General features: G+C 48.3%; 22 protein-coding genes. 12 read left to right on the plus strand and 10 right to left on the minus strand.

Annotation, left to right across the window (positions count from 1 at the left end):
• Positions 1–41: 41 nt before the first annotated feature.
• The 8 genes from CLH62_RS20450 (at position 42) to CLH62_RS20485 (ending at position 7557) form a co-directional block, all read left to right on the plus strand.
• On the plus strand, positions 42–245 hold the full coding sequence (locus tag CLH62_RS20450; protein ID WP_099620019.1) for a hypothetical protein: 204 nt from the start codon (positions 42–44) through the stop codon (positions 243–245).
• Complete coding sequence (locus CLH62_RS20455) at positions 242–1183, plus strand: MvdC/MvdD family ATP grasp protein (protein ID WP_099620020.1); 942 nt, start codon at positions 242–244, stop codon at positions 1181–1183. The genes CLH62_RS20450 and CLH62_RS20455 overlap by 4 nt, the downstream gene beginning before the upstream one ends.
• Positions 1180–1821, plus strand: coding sequence for a hypothetical protein (locus CLH62_RS20460; protein WP_099620021.1), 642 nt, complete (start codon positions 1180–1182; stop codon positions 1819–1821). The genes CLH62_RS20455 and CLH62_RS20460 overlap by 4 nt, the downstream gene beginning before the upstream one ends.
• Positions 1822–1969: 148 nt before the next feature.
• A complete protein-coding gene (locus CLH62_RS20465) occupies positions 1970–2497 on the plus strand; it encodes a toll/interleukin-1 receptor domain-containing protein (RefSeq protein ID WP_099620022.1) in 528 nt (175 codons plus the stop codon).
• Positions 2409–3209, plus strand: coding sequence for a TIR domain-containing protein (locus tag CLH62_RS20470; protein ID WP_228152914.1), 801 nt, complete (start codon positions 2409–2411; stop codon positions 3207–3209). Before CLH62_RS20465 ends, CLH62_RS20470 begins: the two co-directional genes overlap by 89 nt.
• 2 nt (positions 3210–3211) lie before the next feature.
• Complete coding sequence (locus tag CLH62_RS20475) at positions 3212–3655, plus strand: hypothetical protein (RefSeq protein ID WP_099620023.1); 444 nt, start codon at positions 3212–3214, stop codon at positions 3653–3655.
• Positions 3656–3724: 69 nt separating this feature from the next.
• Positions 3725–4399 (plus strand): hypothetical protein, encoded by a 675-nt coding sequence (locus tag CLH62_RS20480; protein ID WP_099620024.1) that lies wholly within the window; start codon positions 3725–3727, stop codon positions 4397–4399.
• A gap of 440 nt (positions 4400–4839) precedes the next feature.
• Positions 4840–7557 carry an Hsp70 family protein gene (locus CLH62_RS20485; protein WP_099620025.1) on the plus strand — a complete coding sequence of 906 codons (2718 nt, stop codon included), beginning with the start codon at positions 4840–4842 and terminating at the stop codon, positions 7555–7557.
• Positions 7558–8096: 539 nt separating this feature from the next.
• On the opposite strand, the gene CLH62_RS20490 is transcribed toward CLH62_RS20485, so the two are convergent.
• The 5 genes from CLH62_RS20490 to CLH62_RS21180 all read right to left on the minus strand — a co-directional run bounded on the left by CLH62_RS20490 (position 8097) and on the right by CLH62_RS21180 (position 16697).
• Positions 8097–11072: a TrlF family AAA-like ATPase gene (locus CLH62_RS20490; protein ID WP_099620026.1), complete on the minus strand. Its 2976-nt coding sequence runs from the start codon at positions 11070–11072 to the stop codon at positions 8097–8099.
• A 26-nt stretch (positions 11073–11098) separates the two neighbouring features.
• A complete protein-coding gene (locus CLH62_RS20495; RefSeq protein WP_099620027.1) occupies positions 11099–14572 on the minus strand; it encodes a class I SAM-dependent DNA methyltransferase in 3474 nt (1157 codons plus the stop codon).
• Positions 14573–14754: 182 nt separating this feature from the next.
• Positions 14755–15039 (minus strand): hypothetical protein, encoded by a 285-nt coding sequence (locus CLH62_RS20500; protein ID WP_099620028.1) that lies wholly within the window; start codon positions 15037–15039, stop codon positions 14755–14757.
• A 90-nt stretch (positions 15040–15129) separates the two neighbouring features.
• The gene (locus tag CLH62_RS20505; protein ID WP_228152915.1) at positions 15130–16443 is read right to left on the minus strand and encodes a replication initiation protein; all 1314 of its coding nucleotides are present in this window, start codon (positions 16441–16443) and stop codon (positions 15130–15132) included.
• An 83-nt stretch (positions 16444–16526) separates the two neighbouring features.
• Positions 16527–16697 (minus strand): hypothetical protein, encoded by a 171-nt coding sequence (locus tag CLH62_RS21180; RefSeq protein WP_170005841.1) that lies wholly within the window; start codon positions 16695–16697, stop codon positions 16527–16529.
• A 959-nt stretch (positions 16698–17656) separates the two neighbouring features.
• Between CLH62_RS21180 and CLH62_RS20510 the strand changes: the two genes are divergently transcribed.
• Positions 17657–18622 (plus strand): DNA-binding protein, encoded by a 966-nt coding sequence (locus CLH62_RS20510; protein WP_099620029.1) that lies wholly within the window; start codon positions 17657–17659, stop codon positions 18620–18622.
• A gap of 167 nt (positions 18623–18789) precedes the next feature.
• Positions 18790–19254: an HNH endonuclease family protein gene (locus tag CLH62_RS20515; RefSeq protein ID WP_228152916.1), complete on the plus strand. Its 465-nt coding sequence runs from the start codon at positions 18790–18792 to the stop codon at positions 19252–19254.
• 120 nt (positions 19255–19374) lie between these two features.
• Here the strand turns inward: CLH62_RS20515 and CLH62_RS20520 are convergent, their stop codons facing one another.
• The 5 genes from CLH62_RS20520 to CLH62_RS20540 are packed head-to-tail and all read right to left on the minus strand — an operon-like array spanning position 19375 to position 22441.
• Positions 19375–19770: a hypothetical protein gene (locus tag CLH62_RS20520; RefSeq protein ID WP_143752397.1), complete on the minus strand. Its 396-nt coding sequence runs from the start codon at positions 19768–19770 to the stop codon at positions 19375–19377.
• Positions 19763–20368, minus strand: coding sequence for a hypothetical protein (locus CLH62_RS20525; RefSeq protein ID WP_099620031.1), 606 nt, complete (start codon positions 20366–20368; stop codon positions 19763–19765). Before CLH62_RS20525 ends, CLH62_RS20520 begins: the two co-directional genes overlap by 8 nt.
• The gene (locus CLH62_RS20530; RefSeq protein WP_091643549.1) at positions 20365–20778 is read right to left on the minus strand and encodes a hypothetical protein; all 414 of its coding nucleotides are present in this window, start codon (positions 20776–20778) and stop codon (positions 20365–20367) included. The genes CLH62_RS20525 and CLH62_RS20530 overlap by 4 nt, the downstream gene beginning before the upstream one ends.
• The gene (locus tag CLH62_RS20535; protein ID WP_099620032.1) at positions 20775–21728 is read right to left on the minus strand and encodes a ParB/RepB/Spo0J family partition protein; all 954 of its coding nucleotides are present in this window, start codon (positions 21726–21728) and stop codon (positions 20775–20777) included. Before CLH62_RS20535 ends, CLH62_RS20530 begins: the two co-directional genes overlap by 4 nt.
• Positions 21725–22441 carry a nucleotide-binding protein gene (locus tag CLH62_RS20540; RefSeq protein WP_099620033.1) on the minus strand — a complete coding sequence of 239 codons (717 nt, stop codon included), beginning with the start codon at positions 22439–22441 and terminating at the stop codon, positions 21725–21727. Before CLH62_RS20540 ends, CLH62_RS20535 begins: the two co-directional genes overlap by 4 nt.
• A gap of 494 nt (positions 22442–22935) precedes the next feature.
• On the opposite strand from CLH62_RS20540, the gene CLH62_RS21185 reads away from it, so the two are divergent.
• Together CLH62_RS21185 and CLH62_RS20550 are read left to right on the plus strand one after the other, a co-directional pair.
• Complete coding sequence (locus tag CLH62_RS21185; protein ID WP_153634927.1) at positions 22936–23085, plus strand: hypothetical protein; 150 nt, start codon at positions 22936–22938, stop codon at positions 23083–23085.
• 5 nt (positions 23086–23090) lie between these two features.
• A complete protein-coding gene (locus tag CLH62_RS20550) occupies positions 23091–23450 on the plus strand; it encodes a hypothetical protein (protein ID WP_143752398.1) in 360 nt (119 codons plus the stop codon).
• The last annotated feature ends 24 nt before the right edge of the window (positions 23451–23474 follow it).

Consider the following 23474-nt stretch of genomic DNA (forward strand, 5'->3'; position numbering starts at 1 on the left):
TCGTACCGGCGGCGTTATCGAAACAAAGGAGGAGCCTATCAATGAATGATCATTTATTGCTTAAGCATGCGAAGAGAAAGCCATATTCGAAACATCCAGAAATGCCTGAAGATGCTGTGTTTAACGATCAGAGAGGCTACTGGGTGTCGGGATCTGCTCCCCTTGTATCCCCTGGGTCGAAATATGGCGCATTGGTATCCAAGAAATGTGATCAGGAAACGGGCGAGGACCAAAAAGGAGAATGATTGTTGATTGTCTAGTGGTTTCTAGTCTCTATGACTTCTCAGCGGACCTTGTCGTTCAGGAACTTGAGAGGCGAAAAGCCAAATACGTTCGTTTGAACCGAGAAAACTTTGAGAGCTACCGCTTAACTATGGATGTTCAAGAAGAGTCCCTAGAAGTGAGGATGAACGGAGCCAACTATCGAATAACAACTGATCTCAGGGCTGTGTATTATCGACAGCCAGTTTTCTTAAGGAATACACCGGGTGAGTCATTAAGTATCGATGAACAGTTGTCCCGGAGCCAGTGGATGGGGTTTCTAAGAAGTCTAGCTATCTTTGACCAAGCTAGGTGGATGAACCCGTTGAACGCTACGTATTTAGCAGAAACAAAAGCATATCAATTGTCAGTCGCCAGGAGAATAGGGTTCAAAGTACCCAAGACATTGATAGGAAATGATTATGCCAGGCTTCGAGAGATAGATAATAGGGCAATTATCAAGTCGTTGGACACCGTCTTGCTTCGGGATAATAACGAGACTCTATTTACCTACTCAACCATAGAATGCTCGTCAGAGTTCACTGATGAAAATATCTCTGCCGCTCCTCTGACCGTACAGGAGTACGTGTCACCCAAAATTGACCTCAGAGTGACGGTGATTGGAGGAGAAGTGACCGCAGTGAAAATAACTTCGGCCGGACGAGGGATAGACGGAGACTGGCGAGTTGTTGATCGTGACGCTATTGAATATACGGAAGTTGATCTGCCTCATGGTATAGAGAGGAAGTGCTTGAAGTTGCTCGAAGTGCTCGGCCTTAACTTTGGGGCCATCGACTTGATAGAAAGTAATGGCAGCTACTATTTTATCGAAATCAACCCGACAGGCGAGTGGGGCTGGCTTGTTAGCGATGAGCGTAGGTTCGACGTAGACATTGCCAACTGGTTGGTGGGTGACAAATGAAGCAGTACGCGTATAGGGCCTTTGAAGAAGCTCTTCCTTTATTTGCGTTCTTGAGGAACAAAAGAAAAATAATGAGGGATGTGAGTAATAAAGCGCTGGTCGCGGAAAAATCCACACCGTATGCAGAGCTTGACGAAGGAGTTTTAAAGGACCGAATCAAAGAAGAGCATGAGCGGGCAACGAAAATAGATGAAAAGACATCAAAGTTCACTTTAGGGCTAAGTGTAAGCTTGACCGTTTTGGCAGCGGCTAGCGGTGCTTTGGCGAAGTTTGTGCCCGAAAACCCATATGCAGGGCTCGTTTCGATAGCATGTGGATTCGCATCGATATATATGCTGCTTGCTGGAGTAACGGCTTTAGGTGCTCTAAAGACGTTGGCCGTTTACGGGTACGGGACTCAACATGCGCTCAGGCAGAAAAGTGGCGGCGTATTGTACTTGAGCCAAGCTCTATATGCACAAGAAAGGATGAATGTCGTTAGGCATCTTAGGAACGAAGCCGCATATCAGTCACTTCGGAACGGCTTCCTTGTTCTGCTTGTCGTGCTAATTGGTTCTGTGGTGGGATTAACCATCCAGCAATCTGATTCGGATACAATTCGAAATAATACAGCGCTAGAGAAAGCAGACGAGAGTTAAGATGCACTTGGCTGTGTGTCAGCCGATATAGGCGATACAAGGCCGGTCACGGCAACGGCTACTACATTGCGGCTTCGCCTACATTCCGTACCAGCGCATGCTGGCTGGCGTTCAGTGCTTGGCTTGAAAATTGGAACTGGAGTAAAAATTGGCGATTAAAACAAAACATCTAAGGTCCGCAGCGGGAAGATCAGGAAGTGTTGTCGTTGCTAAGTCTTTGAATGAAGCACTGTCTAAGAATAAACAAACAGCATTTCTTTGTCATAGCCATAAGGATCAAGAGCTGGCGAAAGGGCTTCAAGTCCTGCTGAAAGAGAACGGGTGGGATGTATACATAGACTGGGAAGACAATGAAATGCCGAGTTCGCCCAACAAGGAGACCGCAAGTAAGATTAAGTCAAAAATAACGACAACAGATTGGTTTCTGTTTTTGGCCACGAGCAACTCCACTCAATCACGTTGGTGTCCGTGGGAGATTGGGTATGCCGATTCCCAAAAGGGGTATGGAAAAATGCTAATTATTCCTACCGAAGATGACTCTGGGAATTGGTACGGGAACGAATATCTTCAGTTGTACAAGAAGATTGATGAAGGAACTGATAGACAAACCGGAAGGTCTGGCTACGCAGCTTTTGATGCTGGATCAAACTCAGGAGCTTGGATTAGCAATCTCTAGTGGCAATATCTGGATTTCCAATAGGTTTTTGATGGCACATAGCAGGAGCCCACGCCCAATAACATTGAAGGCGCCAAAAAAACGAGTTAGCCAATTCAGAGTGGAGCAAGTTTTCTGGCCGGCAGCCGGCGCACTTCTGGGCAATGTGTTGGTGCCCGGCATAGGTGGTTTACTGGCCGGTGGTGTAATTGGCGGTGCATTGACGCTGAATAGTAAGGAGAAAAAAGTGGCGAAAATTCCCGTTTTCTACAGCTTTCATTTCGCTAATGATGTTATGCGTGTTCAGCAAATACGAAACATTGGAGCAATTGAAGGGAACTCTGCAGTAAATGCAAATGAGTGGGAGCGGCTCAAAAGGAGTGGTAAGGCAGCTGTACAAAACTGGATCGATCAAAATATGAAGTATAAAAGGTGTGTGATTGTTCTTATTGGTTCAGAGACTGCCTCACGTCCTTGGGTGAGATACGAGATAGAGAGGGCTTGGAACCAAGGTAAAGCCATTATCGGAATCCACATACATAATATTAGATGCGCAAGAAATGGCACGTGCCGAAAGGGCGCCAACCCCTTTGATGAATTCACTTTTAATGACGGCCGAAAGCTGTCATCTGTGGTGCCGTGTTACGATCCTGATCCATCACAAGCCTATCGGGATATCGCTGCAAATATTTCTGGCTGGATTGACCACGCTATCAAGAACAAACGGAACTAAATATGAGTGAAGATCCGCTCCAAATCGACCCCGAAGCAGCCTCGATTCAGACGCACCTTGGAATAATCCAAAATGTCATTCAGCGAATGTCAGCAAATAGCACCAATTGCAAAGCATGGTGCGTGACCTTAGTAGCTGCTGTCCTTGTGATAATAGCTGATAAAGGTAAACCAGATTATGCTTGGATTGCACTTTTACCAACAGTGGTATTTTTGGCTCTTGACGCCTATTACTTAGCCCTAGAAAAGGGCTTTCGCAATTCGTATAACCAGTTTGTTTCCAAGCTACGAGCTGGAAGCCTTACCGAGCAAGACCTTTATTCCGTCATGCCCGTTGGTAATATGTCGAAACTACAGTTTGAAGCCGCCAAATCCTTTTCAGTTTGGGGGTTTTACATTTCTCTTGGTGTCTTAATTGGCGTCACTAAATGGATAGCATTGGAGTGAAATCACTTAACAAGCGCTGCTGTCGAAAAAATTTTCCGCAGAGCGCGCCGTTAATTGTACAGGGCGTTTATGAGTCAGACGCAGACAAGCTATGTAATAGCCTTTGATGGCAAGATTCCGCTGGAGCTAGCCGAATCTCCAAGTTCTTGGTGGGATATCCTGCTTCAAAACCTGCCATTTTTAATAACTATTCTCATAGTCGTTGCTGCAGCGACTGTAACGTATTTTTCGAATAGATCGGCCGTGGCGTCTCAGAATTCGTTAGCTGAAAAATCAAGGAAGGATGAACACGAGAACAAAGTTTCTGAATTTCGGCATCAATGGCTTCAAGAGGTTCGAGAAACCGGTTCTCAACTTTGCCAAGTGGTACATGAGCTCCATTTCCTATCGGTAAGGCGCAACATAGCTGTTGAGAACAAGAGTGACGCAGCCAATCACGGTGATGATCCGGCCTTTGAAAGGTTTGAGCAGGAAATTGAAAATGTCTTCGGGCCTCTGACCGAGAAGCGCTCTCAGTATTATCGGTTGGCATCAAAGCTGAAAATGCTCTTCAAGCAGAATGAGCCTGAAACGAAGCGACTCTTTGAAGTCCTTGATGGCGTGAAAAAGGACGTATACGACTTCAATACGATGACCCTTAAAGATGAAAAAATTGAGGTCATTGTCGAGGAGCTGCAGAAAATTCTGAAAACAGAGTGGGAGGTCACCAAGTCAAGGACTTGGAGTAAAGCACTTAACAAATAGTTGTAATACGTTCCAGGCCTCCGGCCTTCCAACGGACGCCCATTTCGCTGCTCGCATGGGCGCCGATAAACAAGCGCGTTACCCCCAAGTCTGAATTTTCGCTTTGCGACCTTGCCACGCTGGACCGCTTTGATCAGTCAAAGAGCGTAACTAGCAATTTAAGAAGCTGGCCTGTAGTTTCAGCTCTGATGCTCTGGAAAACGCTTCAAATGGTCGCAGTTCGCTGATCGGCCAAGTAATGAATATCTGGTGGCTTCATCAGGTATATCGAATCTTTCTCAGAGCCTGTATTGCAACAGGATCAGGTCGAAGATGTGGCGGCCAGAATTCGATCAGGCAGATTGGAGAGAGGCCTCAAAACCAACCGTGAACATGTCAGACATCTTAGCCCGGATTTCTCATGAGGGGCTAAAAATGGGGGATTACCGAAGGAATAAATAATGGCAAAAACAATAGAAAAAACTCTCTGGGTTGAAGCGGTTCAACCTGAAACAATAGATGGCCAAAAATACATTCCTACTGCTCTGTGTTATACAGAAAACAGCGGGCTAGTATTCGGTTCCAAAGCGATAGCTAGGCGTGACGGTGGCCATGTCGTAAATTCTGAATTCAAGGTCGCATTGGGAGAGGTTGTTTCTGGTGGATCAAGAGCAAACCGCCGAGAGTTTGAGGTTGATGTGGGTGAACCGAAGAATGCTTATAACCTCACGAAGGACTATTTTGATAATGTGCTAAAAAATGTAGAGGATAGATTTCCTAGATCTGAGAGCACCAATTTTAAACATCCTGCCAAGGTTATTGTTGCTGAACCTTTAAGCTTTCAGATAGAGGGTTATAGTTCAAAGTGGATTTTAAATTATAGAGATAATATCCGGCGTATACTGGACCGGTATGAAGAGGTGGAGTTCTTACCAGAACCTTTTGCAGTATTCCAATATTATCGTTACGGTTGCCGCATTCCAATCCTACAAGATGCAACAAAGCACGTAGCATTTATCGTTGATTTTGGTGGTGGAACTTTTGATGCCTGTGTTATCGAATCGACAAATAAAGGTGATATAAGCCTATCTGGAAAGAGCTCAAGGCCACTGGCCGCTGACTCAGTACCCATAGGTGGCTTCTTTATTAACCGAGAAATAGCAAGCTTCCTCATTAAGCTAAACCTAGAAGATGGAAAGAAAAAGGAGGCCGATCGATATATTTCACAATACAAACGGGTTTTAAACGGTGAGCTAAAGCTTGAAGACCTAGGAAAAAGAAATCAATGCTTCATTGAAAATTATAAAAAACTAGAAGCGGCGGCTGAGGACTTTAAAATCGATCTATCTTCAAAAGTCGGTAATTGGAGATTAGATTCTGATGCCTATGAAAAAGTAATTGTTGACGTACCTTCTGACCCTTTTTCTAACGCTGAGTTTGTGAAAGATGAATTCTATGCACATCAGCTGAGAACTGTTTTTGTCCATGAGGTATGGAACAAGAAGTTAAAGAAGACGGTTTCTAATGTCCTGGATCGCTCACACGAGGCTTTAAACGACCGAATAATTTCCGTTACGCTCATTTCTGGCGGTTCCTCTAATCTGAAGTGGTTGCAAGAGTTGCTTGTTAGAGATTTCGCGGACCAATTAGAGAGTGCAGAGCCAGTCCCTATAAGTCATTCTTTTCAGGAGGTAGTAGCTAACGGGTTGGCCATTGAATGTGCACGACGATATTATGATACGGATAGTGAATTTGTTGCCGTCACTTACAATCCAATTAAGTTATTTTTAAACCCAGATAATAGCGGTCTTGTTAAAGACAAGAGGTTCAAGTCTATTGGAGAGAAGATAGATATGGCGCAAGCTAAGCCAGCTGACCTCGTGCCCTCTGCGCAGTCTCTAAAACACTTTTTCGACTCAGAGCTTCAATGGAAGATTAAACTAAATAAGCCCCCCAAAAACCATTTGGACTATTATTTCAGTCGTCCAGATTCTGATGACGAATTTGATTCATATAATGTGGAAGAAACGAGAGTAATTACAAGGGATAGTAAGCATTTCGACAGTGCTGTGACGGTTCAAATTGTTATCAGGGAAGATGGTACGGTAACACCTAAGTTTATTTATAAAGTTGGTAATCCAGAGTTTGATACGGAAGAAAACTCAGTTACAGGTCGCGCTTTTCATATTGATATGACTGCGGATGCACATGAGATTACAGCAGGTGATCACTTTATAGGTTTCGATTTCGGCACGAGTAATTCCTCTTTGTGCGTGCTTGATAGTAATAAAATCAAGGTCACGACCCGTCGCCAACAATCACCTTCATGGTCGGGCCTTTCCGCGTGTATATCTAAATTACCTTTTCCTGTTGCTTTCTCTATTAGAAAGTTTCTTGGTACAACACACGAACGTGATATTCCTAGCACAGCGCGAGAGGCTTTTGAAAGCTGCTTGGCATTCATGGCTTATACGGCTGCTTCGGAGGCTTCCCTGAACAGTCCGATTGATAAATTGATGCGTGGATTTCAACACAGATCTATGGGCCCGTTGAAAGCATTGCTAGAATCTTCCTTAAAAATAATTGGTAATAATGCAAATTTTTCAAGCGGTTTTAGTGATTTATTTAATTCTGAAAATAAGATCAAGTTGAACAGAGCTATTGAGGATTTTACTGACCATAAGCATGAAAAACTCGGAGAGCAATGTGCTGATTGGCAAGGGCATGTGGAACTTGTGGTCAAAGTTCTTTCAAAATCTATAGAAAATAAATTATTCGGCTATAGTGCTGAATGTTGCGCCGCGCCATTTAGTCCCGATAGCTATGAAGGATTATTTAAGGTTGCCAATGATAACGCGCCCTTCATTAACTCATATACCTACACTTCAGAACAGAATATTAGCGATTCCTTTGCGCTGCTTTACGATATAGCTCGCGGTGAAGCTCTCTGTTTATCTCCGTTTATATTCTGGTTTGACAGGAGGCACACATCTGCACCTCACGGGTGTTTCTGGCTGGACAAGAGAGAAGGTGATCTTGCGATAGTAAAACCTTGCGATGAGAAGACTAGTATGGAGTCACGAGCGCTTCATAGTTCGCTTTCTCAAGTATTCGATACGCTCTACGAAGATGGTAAGTTGCTGAGCGGGCCGCTTGCTATTGATATGAGGTTGAAATGAGAATGCTAAACGCGAAGACTTAAAGTTGCCTGATATGTGATGGTGACTCCGAATGGAAGAAACCGGTATGGAAAGCATATCATTCCTTGCAGGAAATGGTGGAGGAAGAAGGAAGAACTGGATACAGACATGCCTAACAATCGGCAACACAGCGCCCCGATTTCCCCGCAGCTTCGTAGCCCCAAACTGGCGCGTAAGCCGGGCGTTATCCCAAAATCCGAATGTTCGCTTTGCGACCAAACCCAACTTCGCTCTTCAGTCACCAAAGCATCTCCAATTGCCAGGCAACCCACTTTGGGGATGCGAGAGTCGCGACCAGACTGCACTCTAAAGATCAAGTTTGCGCGTTGTTCGAAGTGCCCTGAATTAATTTATGGACTGCGCGTAAGAGCAGTAGACGTGTCTCGGTGATATTTACAGGAAACTTCACAGCCACTGGGCTACAGGCCAATCCAGCAAAAACTCATGAACTAAAAGATACAGTGCGTGACGTTTAACATAATGTTTATTATACGCATAAGTATTTGATTTATAAGGATTTATCTATTGATTTTCACCCTTAGGCGCCGAGCACGCTCTCTAAAAGCTTCTTCGCCGCCCTCCAAAATATCACAAACAGCTTTCCTGATTTCTTTGTTTTCCAATCCGCCTGCTTTATACGTAATTTGTGGGAGCCCGCTGCCATTTTGAGGGCCGGCTTCGGCAAGGATGATTTGATCTGCGTCTGTATTGATAACTAAGTTGGCGTTGTGGGTCACCATTATTACTTGACGCTTTTCTTTTGCTGCAATAAAAAGTTGGACTAGCTCTTCGAAAACAGACTTAGGGTCCAAGTTTTCTTCCGGCTGATCAATAATTAAGGGTCTATCATCGAAATCATCAAGCGCAAGATAAAGTAGTAAAAGAACTATTCCCCTGGTTCCAGGTGAAAGCCTTCGGATATCGACACCATCATATATGATTTCATATTTTACAGAGATGTGCTCACTACCATAAAGCCAGTGCGCAAATTGCTTCGACCATGATCGAAATTCGGCTTGCTGCGCCGGCGCATAAGGAGCATGCCTTAATAGATCACTCAAATAAGAAGAAATAAAACCCTTCATTGCAGCCTGAATATCAGATGCGCTTCCTGTCTCCCAAGCGGGTTTCAGCAGCTGTTCAGCCAGTGCGATTAAAGAGCCTCGGCCGTTAAATGGCCCTGCTTTGCGGCGATCAAGCAGTTTTTCTTCCGCGTAAGCTCCCCAATTCTCAACGTCTGCAATCCTTCTAACGCGGAATCCAAGCTTTTTTAGTGTTCCAGACGAAGCGGAAAGACGCTCCATAAGTGGAGAATAAAGTTCCGCTAAAGCCTCTTGCTGATTTATGACTGCCTCAAATAAATTCTTATACTCCTCGTCCCGTTCAGACTGCAGCTTCTTTCTTCGGTGGAATGCTCCTTTTGCATCTGCAAGCTTAGTCTCTAATACTTTTAACGCAGCATTCTCTTTTTCAATCCTTTTACTTAAGGCAGCATATTGATCTCGAATTACTTTATCGGCACTCAATAAATCCTCAAGTCTTTTCATTTCAGCATTTATTAACGATAGGCTGAGGCTTTCCAAATCCACACCCTGTGGAATCAGAGGTGTTTTGGCTTCTGGTGTTGGAATAGGTGAGCCAGTTAGCTTAGCGATCTGCTGGTCGGCCCATTGCTGGTAGGCCGTGAGATTTTCGTCAACGTTGCCTTTGTAAATAAGAAGGAAATTATCCCATTGTTCGTCAGTCAGCCCACTTTGGCGATGGCGCTCACGAACTTGGCGTAGCATTTCAGGTGCTTTCGCAGAGCGGGTACTTCGAACCTCGTCTTGCAATTCGATAAAGGAGCGCTTTTGGCTCGTGAAAGACTGGATCTTTTCCCGAATATTTTGTGCGGCCGCGCTAAGCTCCGAATGCCTGCGGGCCTGATCTTCTGATCCTTTGATAGTCAATTTAGAAAGGTCTTTCCGGTACCCGCCTATTAATTGTTGTTTTTGAGAAACTTGGTGGGTGAGCGTCTCCACCCAACTTTCCTTCTCTAACTCTCCGGCAATTCGCTCAGATAAATCGGCAATTGATCCGGAATCTCGAGATTGAGACAGCTTATAACGATTAGTTTTCTGTTCGCGGAGTTCAGAAAAATCGATTGCCCCTTCCCGGTCATCAACGGGAAAAGACTCAAAGATAACTCGCTCTATTTCGTCAATAAGGCCATCCGAGATTCCGGTAGAGGAACACAGTTCTTCGACAAATTGCTGGGACAAGTACCTCGCCCTGGGAAAAGAGAAATGGCCATTGGCGTCACTACCATCAAGAAATTTGGTGCCGCTGCTTCCTCCGGCCCACTTGACTTCAATCTTAGAATCGTTGAGATGTGGCCTGGCCCGGGAGAGGAATGATGGACTGATATGTTCATTGCTATTCCACGCGCTAGATGAAATCGCTTCACAGCCTGCGGCTATCATATCGACAAGTGCCGTTTTACCTGACCCGCGAGCACCAATTACGGCCACCAACCCAGGATTGAGAGGCAAATCTGGAGTATCTATCCAGCTCGCATCTTTTATCGAAATATCAGAAATAACCTGTGAAGGCATCGCCGTTTTGGGGGGTTCAGAGCCAACAAAGGCTCTCCCCTCTGGATCGATACAGGCTTGACGGAGAGAATCGAACTCCAGGCTTCCTTTTACCCAGGTAAACCGATCGTCAACGGGCTGACCAACAGAATTTTGATCGTGTGAATCACTGCCATGAAGACAAGGCTTACAACCGTTGTACCGTTCTTGCAACTGCTCTACCGAGACAGCTTTTCGCCCAAGCCAAAACTCTCTTTGGGCTGGATTGCTCGAAAATATTATGTGAGCGAATTTTTCGATTTCTTGGCGGACTGTTCTGTCGGCAGCTTCACGGACACCTGAAGTTCCATCGCCTGAAGCCCCAGCAACTGCTATGAGGATGTTTTCTTTGGCCCAAGAACTCTCATTAAAAACATCACGCAGGTCAGAGAAATCAACCTTGTATTGAGTTGCGCCAAGCTTAAGTGCGGAGAAATCGTCTGAGATGCTTGGATCCGCCCGTTTACCAAGGGCGATGAGGTCTTCTCGGGTACAGCCGAACCGGTCTTCATAAGCCTTGAAGTGCAGCCGAGCCAGGATTCGGCGCAATTGATTCAAGTGATCAGGGTCTTCAGGGCTGACTAACAAATGTATGTTGACGAACCCTGACTTTGCAGCAACTCCTAGTCGAAGCTCAACATTAGGGAAAATCAACTTAACGTCTGGCAGTCGACCCGATTCCTTAAACTTCAATACGGCTTCGTAAGTCTCAGTAGTGTAGTAATCGGTAACGGCAATAGCCTCGATCTTCGGAGATAAATTCTCAAGCGTCGAAAGATAATTCTCCCAAGCGTCCTCCCCGCCAAACTGGTTATTCAGTATCGTACCTGGTGCATGAATATGTGGTTCCCAGCGCCTCCATTCTGATCCTCGATTTATCATTGTGTCTCCATGCGCGATGATAACTTCTACATTGAATACCAAGTATGAGTATGGGCGTCGAATCCTGCCACACCAACAGCCACCAGGGATTGTAGGCCCTCCTCAACAGACTTCACGGGTTTTCTTTTGAACAAGTCCGCCAAGCTTTCGATAGTATGAGAGCGCTCGGTTAAAGCTTCTCGGAGGACCCGAAGCTGATCTGGAATGGCTTTCGGGAACGCAGCCTTGCCTTTGTTGGTGGTAGCTTCCGCTTTCGCAACAGTCGCCTTCGGCGCGATATCTACTTCTGTCTGCACAGCATCGGGTGCCTGGTACTCTGGGCGGAGCCAACGAACGATGCCCCGTGATTCCTCCTCGGCACGCTGCTTGTTGAGCTCGACCAGGCGCATTAACAGTTCTTCTTCTGCTTCCGCTTGGCCAGCCGGCTTATCTGGAAGCGGCGCTGTGGCGCCTGGGCGACCTACCAACTTTTCGGCCAGGTCCGACCAACCGTAGGCCCGAAAAACAGCATGGTCTAACTCGTCATGCAGTTCTTGGAGTACGGAAACTAAGCCCTGTTGGTGAATGGTTTTTTCTTTATCGGTGAGTTTTTCGCTCGCGCGCAGTTTTTCCAGCACGTTGTACATGCCTGTTAGTGTCAGTGAAGGATGCTCAGTTAGTTGCTCTTTTCGGTGCGCATCAACACGAGTTGCAAGCTTGCCAATTTGAGCCACTGCTGCTTCGTCCAGAGCAGGAAAGGAAAAAGCTTCGAAGCTTTTTGTTTTTACATACGTTGGATCATTGCCGACCCCAAGCGCACTTCCTGCAGCAGTGGCCCAGCAGGTATGAACCCGGGAGGAGAGAACCCCCAATATTTCTGGCTGATCTAAAGTGCAGGCAATTAGTTTGCTGTCGGGTAGCGTGTCAGAGCTCACATACTGAAAAGTTCGGTGTTTTGCAGTCTTCACCGTTGCAATGTATCTGCTCAGCGGCGGAAGAGCGGCCCTAAATTTTGGGCAGGGTTCGCCAAATATCCACCATTTGTCACGGCGGCTAGGCCGAGGGTTGTGATCGCGTTCCGGTTTTATTCTTTCCTTTACCCATTGATAGACTTCTGGAAATCGCAACTTCACGTCATCGATTTCTAAACCAAATAAGTCGATCACTAGAGCATTTCGAGGCTTACCAGTTAGATCTCTACCATTCAGATAGGGGCGAATATGGCTTTCCAGTCCAGAACGTTTTCCAAGGCCTAACTCTCGAGCTTCATCGGGGGAAACGACAAAAGCTTTCCCGTGTGGCTCAATTCCGGGGAATGTTAATCCTAAATTTGCAGTTAGTGGTAGCGCTGAAGCCACATCAGCGCCAATTGTGAGATCTGAGAAGATCTTTCCGGTAACTGACGCTATATCTACTTTTCGTGTTTCACTCTCAGATTTCATCTCACTAACAATTCGATTCAAGGAACCTGGTTGTGTTCCTTGAACGCCAACCGTCATTGCAATCCGAACGGCAGCACCATCATTCCCATCTACCCATGGATGATCCGGTACCGCAAAAGCCAGCGATAATGGCATCTTTGAATCATTTAAGTGCGGCTCTAATACGCGTCGGTTAAAGGTCTGCTTCAAACTGTTGGTGGTAATGAACCCAAATCGTTGAGCGTTACCCTTTCTTACGTTTTCGGCCGCTGTATGCCACCAATACATCACGAAGTCGGCAGAATCCGGAACCACGCCTTTGAAGACCTGGCGCACAGCGTCAACGTATCCATCACCCAAAGAGCGTCGCATCGTTGAAGCGCCAATGAACGGCGGGTTTCCGATGATATAGTCAGCTTTTGGCCACTCGGCTCGGCGTGGATTGTGATACCGGTACACAGTGGCGCGGCCTGTTTCATCGGGGATTAGCTCACCCGTAGTTGGGCTGGCCTTCATACTGATGCCATCCCAGATGGTTACTGGTTGTCCATTATCATCAAGCTCGGGTTCCCGGCTGTCGTACTCGATCAGAGCATCCCGACACTCAATGTTTTTAAAGTCCTTCAGAATTGGTTCGGGCAGATCCAGGCGGTCATTCAGCCGGTAGTGCCATTGCAGGTAGCCAATCCAAAGCACGAGTTCAGCGATCTGGGCCGCCCGGGGATTTAGCTCCAATCCGAGGAATTGGTGGGGATCAACGGTCAGCCCCTCGCTCTCCAAGACACCCTGGCCTCGTGTCAGCTCGGAAATAAAGCCCAGGACCTCCCCTTCGAGTCTCTTCATGTGTTCCAGGGCAACGTAGAGAAAGTTGGCACTGCCGCAGGCCGGATCCAGCACATGAGTTTGGCAAAGTTGATAATGGAAGGCCTGGACCTGCTGAAGCGCCTTAGCGTCTTTCCCCTGACGCAAAAGTGTTTCCGCAGCTCCTCGGATGTCGCCCCACTGCTCGCGAAGCGGCTCAATCAGGGTCGGCATTACCAGACGCTCAACATAGGCTCTGGGCGTGTAATGGGCGCCGAGTTTGTGGCGTTCTCGGGGATCCAGGGCTCGTTCCAGGAGCGTCCCAAAAATGGCTGGTTCCACAAAGCGCCAGTCCGCTCTCGATGCGTCAATGAGTAGCTGGATCTGGCTGGCGTTCAGCGGAATGGGATCGATGTTTTTGAACAAACCACCGTTGAAGCGTTTTACGGTCTGCATTAGACGTTCGCTGTAACCGCCGGCATTCATGGTATCCCACAAGGCTTTGACCGCCTGGGGGAATGCCTCGGGATTCCGGTCTTTAATGTCTACAAGCAAGTTCTGAAACGATTCTCTCGGCAGTAGCTCAACATCCTCTGCGAACATCGTGAACAGACATCGTTTAAGGAAGCTGGCCACCCTTTCAACGTCATACCCGCTGCGCTCCAGGGATCTTGCCAACTCTGCCAGTTTGGTACTGACCTCCCGAGTGACCTTGGCTGCGTGTTTGCTTGGATCAAGCTTGTCGGGATCGAGCCAAAGCTGGCGAAGACGATGTTGGATCTCTGGCTTGTGCAGGTCGTCCAGACGGATCTCAAAATGTCTGGGGTCTGGAAATGGCACATAGTTTCCGCCCGTCCGGGTGAATTCCGAATAGGTGTAGATGGCATTTCCGACGTCGACAATAACGATGAATGGAGGACGGCCGTGCTCCACTTCCTCGAAGGGCAGCCCCCTGATGTACCGTTCCGCCTGGGCTACCGCAGCGTTGATGGCATTCTGGTGGCTGCGAGAGGCTAGTTGTTTGCCCGTCTGCTTCCCTTCCAAAACGAAGCAGTCTCGACGGTATAAATCGATGTATCGGCTTTCAGTGTTGCCATCGACTCGCGGAGAGGCGATAAACCGCTCAAAAACGTAGGAGTTCTGACTGGTGTCCCCCTCCCCCGGGTCTGGCAGTGGAAGATCCAGGAGCGTGCAAAGATCGCGCATGAACGATTGGAAGTTTGAGCGTTCACTCCCCGAGTTGCCTTTCCAGCGTTCGAGAAAACTGCTTACAGCGGAAGAGGTTGCGATCGCATCCAAGCTTACTACTCCTTAAGACACAGGTTCAGAAAATATTACCCTTTCTGGGGAGGGTTACGCGAAGCGCTAGAGTCATTCCCACTCTCCAGCGTGTCAAACTTAATTTGGAATCGGGAACATTGATGAGAAACAGTTGGATTTCAAGATGGGTCGGCTCACACCAATGTCATGAACCACTTCGGTCAGTCACGAGCGAACCAGCTGGGTAGGGTGTCCCCTTGCTCGCGTAAGTTCTCGCAAACGAATCCAACGAATTCGCTCGCCGCCTCATGAGCAGTCATGTTATGTGGGATTCGCTCGGCAGCGTAAAAGGCGTCATCCATATTAATGAGCGTGCCCGTCGCAGAGAATATGTGTCGGCGCTCTTTCGCACTACTTTCCAGACTGAGGTTAATTGCATTGTTAATCAGCGCCGTTTGCACTTCGGTAATGAACTGGAATTTTTTCCAGTTGAACTCGTCAGTCATTTCTATCAATCCTTAGTCTTCGCGGCACGGCCCTGGAACTGCGCTGATTAAGTCAGCCCTAATCATCCCTCTGGCCTTATTTCCCGATGTTCACTCGGTGCTGGAGCCTTGGTATCTCTCGACTTGTTGATTGACCGAGTAGTTCAAAAATTCAGAGTAGCTGGAAAACTTCTCTCCCCTCTCCTTTTCTGCGGCAACCAAATTACGGAATTCTGCTGGAGTTGCGCAATCGTGAAACAGCGGATGCTCAGGCTTCGATTTTGTAGACTCGGTCTTTGGATCCTGGTCCTGAGCAATGGCGTCCAGAGGCAATTCCGGATCCGCGTAATTTTCTTTTACTGCAGTGACGAACCACCCTGCAGGATTGCTCAAGGTTTGAGACCGATGGTGAGCTTTGGCCAGGGCCAGGTTTCTCACAATGCGATCCTCATCGAACTTAGAGAAGATTTCTCTGCAGGTTGCGTCGGTGACGCCGAGTGCTCTCAGATCCGAATAAAGAGGGTGATTAGGCAGATCTTCCAGAGTGTCGATGGTCTTCCACTCGAACTCTAGGGCAACCGTTTTACGGCCGTGCTTGATTTTCTTTACGTAGACCTTTTTGAACTCAGTGAACTGCTCGATTTGGGCGATCGCCGGTTGAAGTACTTTCTGATTGAGATTGGCGAACCGCTCGTATGTCTCGTGGTTATAACCCATCAGCTTGGAAAAATTGTCCCAGCCGTTACGTGTCGCCAATTTGGGATCGAGTCCAACCACGCGGTTGCCGAACTTGCGATATTGCTGGAAGAGCTCGTAGAGTCGAATCGCGTAATTCGATTTCATCTTAAGAATTCGACCAAGTTCATAGAGAGTGAAGCGACCCACCAGGCCAATAAGGAAGGGTTTGAGCTCTTCGCTGAACTTGATGCCGAATGTCCCTCGCTCGCAGTAGGCTTTGGAAACCCACTGGTACATGCGCCACTCGCCGGTATCGTCGTTCCGAATGGTGACTTGCTTACTCATAATTCCTTTGGAAATCCGGCGAAGATCCCGGTAAGCATTTTTCGGATTCAGCTCCAGATGCTCGACCAGGTCCTGAACCTGAAAAACCTGTTCATGGAACTGGGTCTGATCCTTACGGATCTGCGCCATGGCAACCAAAAGAAGTTTGTGCTCTTGGCTGGTCAGCTCGAATTGCGCCTCAACGAGGGCGTTAGCCTTCGCAACCCGAAGTTTTGGGGTGTTCTCGTTCAGCGGAATTAAATCCAGCTGGTGACTGGCTTCAGCTGCTTGACCCACGATGAACCCCATATAGATAAAATGATGGTTTGAACAAATATCACCCAACTGGTTTAGCTTCAAGGGCTCAAGGCCAGAAGCAACCAAAGGAGGGTCAAAGGCAACCTGATGACGGTTTGAAGGCAACCAAATGAGGCTCTGAATAGTCGATGAAGCAAAAGCTGGCTGATTTTTGCGCGAACTGAGCTATGCCCAGGTGTCCATCGCACCTATTTTCCACTTTTGACCGTCATCAGGTTGCCTTTTAAGACATCAAAGTGCTTATCCGCGTTGAATGACTCAGGAATTTTTATTGTGAAGCCTGAAATCACCGTCTTTGGGTTGCCCCAGCGCGTGATTTGACCGTCATCGAGTTGCCGCTCGCGGCTGAAGTCTTCCACATACCGTCATCAGGTTGCCTTTAGAGCACTTATTCACTGGAGCAGTACGTTCGACCATCATTTGGTTGCCTTTAAAACGACCGGTGGTGGGGATTTTCACCGTCATCAGGTTGCTTTAATGAATCCAGACCGTCATCAGGTTGCCGAATATTCCTCCGAAAGTCGCCGGCGCCGTCATTTGGCGACCCCGGATGAGGCTCTTTGAAGTTGCCTCTGAATGCGCCCTACACTCCAAGCCGTCATTGAGTTGCCTTTTGCAGTCCGAGACTTCCGGAAGCGCGCTGCCGGCGAGATTCCAGGCCTGACATCATTTGGTTGTGGATCTCCGTCATTGAGTTGCCTCCAAACGTCAGGCAACGGAAAACTCCCCGTCATTGGGTTGCCTCAGACCGTCTCCAAGATGCCGAGTCTTCATTCTGGTTGCCTTTTTCTTTCTAGGGCCATGTTTTTTGGTGATTTTTTTGTCATGAAACAAACATAACTTCATAAATTAGAAATAATACAAACATGGCCTTTACAGTTGCCCCTGGAAAGGAGGTTAACCCCAATCGGCAACCTGAATGAAATCGCCAGCTACCCTTCCCTCGTGTGGCTTCCACAACACTGCAAACTAAGAAATCTCTCTACCGACATACGGCCTACAGCTATCAGTTCCTTTGACAGCCGCTTCAGCCCCCTCCTTATGTGAATTTGTATCCGCCTTTTGAGCGCTAAAGCCCAGATCTTTGTCTTACCAACGATCTGCGTGGCATTGCCTGCCAGATCGCCTTGACGGGGCTTTCAAAGACAGTCTCTGCGCCCTCTCCCATGCCTGGACCCTTGGGGAGCGTGAGTTAACCACCAATCATGATCTGCCCATTTCATTTATTAGTTAGTTTATTAGTTTGTTTGTTTATTGCTTTCTTTCTTCTGAGTTTGACGCTATACTTCCCCCTATATTCCACTGTCCCGAGGTGTCTATGCGCCCTGCTGAATTTGAAGACGAACAAATCATCGAGGCGGCCAAGCGGCTTTTGAGTGCCGGTCGGCGCGTTACAGGCTTTGCATTGAGAAAAGAAATTGGGGGTGGCAACCCGACGAGGCTGGTGAGGGTCTGGGAGGATTACCGTCAGAGTCAGGAAGTTGTTGAGAGCGAACCGGTGCAGGATCTGCCTGTTGAGGTTGAGGAAGCCTTATCCGAAATGACCAGCACCTTTCTGGAGCAAGTCAGAACGCTGGCGCTCAATCTGAACAACCGTGCTGTTAAGACGGCTGAGCGGCGAGTGGCTGACGTAATGAAATCGGCCAAAGAGCAACAACAAAGCGCAGAGGCGGAACTGATCGATGCAACAACCGCCTTTGATGAGATGGAAGAGCAGTTGCGGAGCCTTCAGGAATCACTAGAAGCCACCAGAAAAGAGCTTCAATCAACCAACGATGACCGAAAGGAACTCAGCAACAAACTGGTAAAGTTTGAGAAGGACCTGGCCATCGCGGAACAAAAACTGAACAAAGAACAAGAAAAGAATAGCGACCTGAAGGACGAAGTTGCAGGGCTCAAAAAATCCAATGAGAGCTTAGAGAGCGACAAATCAGACCTTCGGAAGCAGCGGGATGGATGGGCAACGCTTGTGGAAACCCGGGAGGCTGAAGTCTCGACGTTAAGCCAGAAGTTGTCAGAGGCGCAGGGATTGTTGCGAGAGCTTGAGACAGAAAAGAAGTCAATCACGGCGCAATCGGAAGAGCGAAAGAAAGAGCGTGATGAGGCTCGCTCCGCCCAGAGGAGTGCTGAAACAAAAGTCACGCAACTTGAAACCCAGTTGGAAGCGAGCCAACGACGGAATGACGAATTAAAGGCCGAAATCCGGGAACCTGAAACACCAAGGAAGGACTCTCAAGCCCAAGAAAAGAGCTCAGATTCAAGGAAAAGAGGAGGAAATTCGTGATTGGGCGCCGGCCGCTATGGTTACTGATCTTAGTTTTATCGGCTTTGCCCTTGATCGGGGCAGCCGATGTAATCAAAAGGTCCGGCTCTGGCATCTGTCATGGCCCGGAAAGTCCATGGTACGACGCGGTGAAAAACTACGTGGGGTTTACGGATCTCCAGTCGTGTATGCAGTCGGGAGGTCGACTGCCCAAGGGAACCAGAGCAAGTCAGGAGCAAATCAATGCTCGGGTTTACAGTCGTGGCCACTATGGAAGCGGATGGGCAGATGATGATGGGGATTGTCAAAATACACGGCACGAGGTGCTGGCAGAGCGATCCACAACTCCGGTTCGATACAAAGATGAATCTGAATGCATCGTCGTCTTCGGGCGCTGGATTAGCCCGTTCACGAACGAAGTCATCCAAGATGCCCGGCAACTGGACGCAGATCATATTGTGCCGCTTTCCTGGAGTTGGCAAAGGGGCGCTGATAAGTGGAGTGATCAGAAGCGAGAAAAATTCGCCAATGACCCCTCGAATGTCCTAATCGTAGAGTCGAGTCTGAATAGAAATCTGACAAAGGGCCTGACCAATGGCTGCCGCCAAAGGGTCGGTGTGGCTATACGGCGAGATTTACGAGGATCGTATTGAATTATCAGCTGCAGCCGAATCCCGCAGAATATGAGAAGATCAAAAATATACTTGAGAGGTGTAAGGGTTGACGATTTGAAGAGGGCGTATTGCACACTCTACTTCGCCTGTGCGTAATAATCAGAGTTTTGAGCAGGGCCCTTTTTCAACCATTACAATCGTCTGAAGGGTATCGGGGTTATACAGCGCGAAAACGTACTGAAACCATCCCGCTCCAGTGCGCTCAAAGATTCCGAAAGCAAGGTCGTTACCGCATCGACCTTTCGATTCACACTCAAGATACACGTCATCCTCGCCCAGAATTTTGACTACCCAAGTCCCGCTTTCATTGGTATGCACGTATTTATCATCAGTGACCAGGGCTTCAGATCCTTTGAACTCCCTTGGTCCCTGATTAGAGACGGTGGCTGCGGCCTCAGGAATACAGACGAAGGTATCGGCCGGTGCTAGAGATGGAACAGCTATCAGTGGCATGATCCAGGCAAGATAACTCCAGCATCTCGAATTCTTAGGCACTGGCTTTTACTCCCGTTAAATCGGCGATGAATCGCTCAACCTTTTCAGCATCCTCATTGTTGAGAATCGCGAAAACAGGACGCTTTTGGGCCCCCTCTTTCACGGTGGCGCTTGCAAATTCGTGCTCGTAATCTCTCACCTGCTTTGCGACAGTTTTCGGGATTTGCACCGTGATCGTCTCCAGATCCGGCGCGTCATCCAGGAGGCCAAGAAACAAAGCCTTTTCCTTGGCTTTGGTCACCCCGATGTTCACTTGTTGCCGTGACATTCCAAGCAAACGGCCGACTTGGGACATGCCATAGCCGTCAACCAGGACAAGCGACAACGCCATGAAAACCCAATACTTGATGTATCGAAACTCTGTGGTGATCGACACAAGCTGCAGTTGAGTGAACATCGGTTGTTCGGTCGGTGCCACAGCGTGCTTGAACAGATCTACAAGGACCTGATAATCCCTCTCTGCATTTGGAGCGTCTCGCTCAAACACTTCCAGAGTTGGTACGCCTTCAACTAGAACGCGGTAGGCGCGATCTTTCAGTTCCGGAGAAGGCTTTACAGTCCTTACTGCCTTGGCGAAGGATTGAGGATGAATATTCATTGACCTAACCCCGCGTATGTCTGAACAGCTGCCCGTTGTGTGTCGGATAAGGGGATAGAGCTCAGAAACTCCGTGAAGGCTTGCTCATCGGATAATTCCTGCCGTTCGGAACGCCAGGTCTTCCAGGTTGCGATGGCCTGGTCGTCATCGGTTGGCTCAAATCCGTTATCCAGGGCCAAATCGAGTGCGGCGGCGTATGCCCATTTCGGAACGATCCGGGTGCCGTCAGCCCAGGATCGGAGGTGTTTACCTCTCAAACTGTCCCTCTCAGCACCGTAACGGACTCTGCCGATATCGAGAATGCGTTGAGCGGTGACATCGTGGCTTTCCTGTGGCCCGAAGACCGCCAAAACGTGCGCAAAGAACACGCGGCCATCCCCTACCCTCTGTTTTTTGGTTTCATCGCTCATAATTTACCGCCAAACAGCGCTTCGCCGATTTTCTCCCAGTCTTTCTTCCAGCTCCTTGGGACTTTGAAGCGCATGGCGTTGCCTTTCCCATCTTCAATTTCCAACACGCCCTTTTCGGCCACATTCACTTTCTTGGCCGAGAACGTCATGGGTTTCGGCGTCTGGGGTTCTTGCTCTTTCTTTGCAGGTTTGGATCCTGGTACTTCCCTGCCCTCTTTAAGCGCTTTTACCCTGGCGGCGTACTTCTGTTCAGCCCCGGATGAAATTTGGCCAGCTTCAAGGATTTTCTGGGCTTCGGCCGCGGCGTATTCCTGATCGAGTTTCCATAACTCAACCAGGCTGCCAAGGGTGTTCAGGTTGGTCAGCGCTTCAGCGCGAACAAGCATCTGGATCTCTTCGGGACCGTTGAAAATCTTCAGGCGTTTGCTGAGATCGGTTTTCGAGAGATCCAAGTCTTCTGCGGCCTCGCCCTGCTTTTTCCCGGACAGTTCCACATACCGTGCACAGGCTTTGATGTCTTCCCAGGGTGTCAGGGGGCGTCGATCATCGTTGTCAGACTTCTGCTTCCGAAGAATTTCTGCCTGCTCTGGGGCGGTAAGTTCCGCCGGCTCATACTCATAAACAATGGCGTCGATATATTCCCAACCGGCTTTTTGGGCAGCTTTCCAGCGGTTTTCGCCATTGCGGATCTTGTATTGATTAGGTCCAGTCATCACTACGGTAATGGGTTGATGCTGACCGTCCTTTTGGAGCTTGCGCGCCAGAGAATCAATGAAATTAGGATCGAACGTTTCGCGCGGTTGGTTAGGATCCGGGGTGATCGATGAGATCAATAAACGGCAAAGTTCCCCAGTCGCGGCAATAACGACGGGTTTGCTAGTTTCCCTGGTCTCAGTGGATTCTTTTCTGCCGCCACCCAAAGCGGCTTTGAGGCCTGCCTTTTTGCTCATGCCTTGCCCTCATCCAGGTCCTTCAGAATTTCGTCGGCCAAGTCTCGGATGTCGTTTGCAGACTCCGATCGCTTGGCATAGTCAACGATGCCCTGGCCGTAGGCGTGGGCTTTCTTGAACTCTTCAGAGCGACGAATGGTTGTCTTGAAAACTGGGTAGGGGTAGTCCTCCCCGAATAATTCCAAGGCCATCCTGGTTAAATCTTCATTGGCGCGGGTACTGGTCAACAAAACCCGGAAAAACGGAGCTCCATCGCGAAACTCTTGAATCTTGCTGAGTGATTCCACGCAGATCTCTGTTGCGCGGAAGTCTGCGGGTGCGGGCTGCAGAGGAACAATGACGTAGTCTGCCATAGCCATGACAGCGCTATTGATCTTGCTGGCTTTTCCGTCTTCTTCATCGTCCATATCGACAATGATGCCTGCGGTGTCAATCAAGATGATGTCGTTGGAACCTTCATAGGCTTTGATGTTGACCTTGATCATCGGGTCATACATTCCAACCACCGGTACTTTGGCGTTATCACCCGCCAAACTTTGCCAGTGGACACAACCACCTTCCTTCTCGGTGTCAGCGATCACCGTTGAGTACCCGCGATTCACGAATTCACAGGCCAGGTTAATAGTGGTGTTGGTCTTGCCGACGCCACCTTTTCGGTTGATTACTGCAATTTTGATGGGGCGTTTGAGCTTAGGGGCAAAGGGCTTCGCCATTGGGTAGGTCCTTCTGTTAGGTCGCCACGAGTACCGGCGAACGTGAGTAATGGCTCATCCTACCGGTTTTTTTGTCAAACTTTCAACAAAAATACTTTGACTCGAATTAAATAGTGCCATCTAATATAGAACTATATGAAAATGGAGAGTTTCGAGATGGATCTGGTCACGCGAAACGGATTGTGGTGTGTTGTATTCGAAGGCGATTTGGGCGAACAGTTTCAGAAGGCTTTTGGCTCTAACGTGGTTCCCCTGCCCATTGAGTCGTCAGTTCCAAGGAGTCAGGCGCTTGAGCATCTGGAAAGACATAAAGATTCTTTGAGCATGGATCATCTGTTTCCGGCCGGAAACTCCAGGTGACGGCTATTGTTGTTCGGAAAGATAATCTACGCTTTTTAGACTTGAAATAGATACAAAAAGATTGACAAAAAAAGGCGATAAAGTTACGCTTAAATAGCATTCAAATTGGTTTACCGCAAAGCGAGGTAAGTTAGATGGAAAAGGTAAAAAGGGGGCAGACGGTCCGGTTGGGTCGAGTGCTGGCCAAGGTTAAGCGGGTCTATAAAAACACCCTGGTTATTGAGACACGAGGCGGTCGTCTGAGAGTGGCCAGGGAAGATGTCGATATGGCATGGGGGGCGTGAAAGTGATGGCCGAAAAATTCGTAAATCTACACCAGCGTCGGCTCGTGCTTATAGAGACGATGGGCAACCTCGATGAAGAAAAGCGGCGTCTGAAAGCGCGGATGGCGAGCGCAACAGACGAAGCAAAGCGGCGAATTGGGAATGAGATTGAAGAGCTTCAGCAACAACGAGAAGCGGCACGGCTAGAGCTGGCAGAGATAAATCAGGCCATAAAAGCCAGTAAAGCGGTGAAGCACCGTGGAGGCGCCGATGTCTCCGTTTCGCAAGTGTTTGTTGAGCTCGCTCGAAGACATCTTGAGAAAGAAGACTTCGACTATTTGTATCAGCAGTCCCTGCAAGCCGCCAACTGCGCGAACGATCTCTAATACCCTTCTGATTCGAAGAAAACC

Origin of the sequence: Marinobacter guineae (assembly GCF_002744735.1) — a bacterium.
GTDB lineage: Bacteria > Pseudomonadota > Gammaproteobacteria > Pseudomonadales > Oleiphilaceae > Marinobacter > Marinobacter guineae.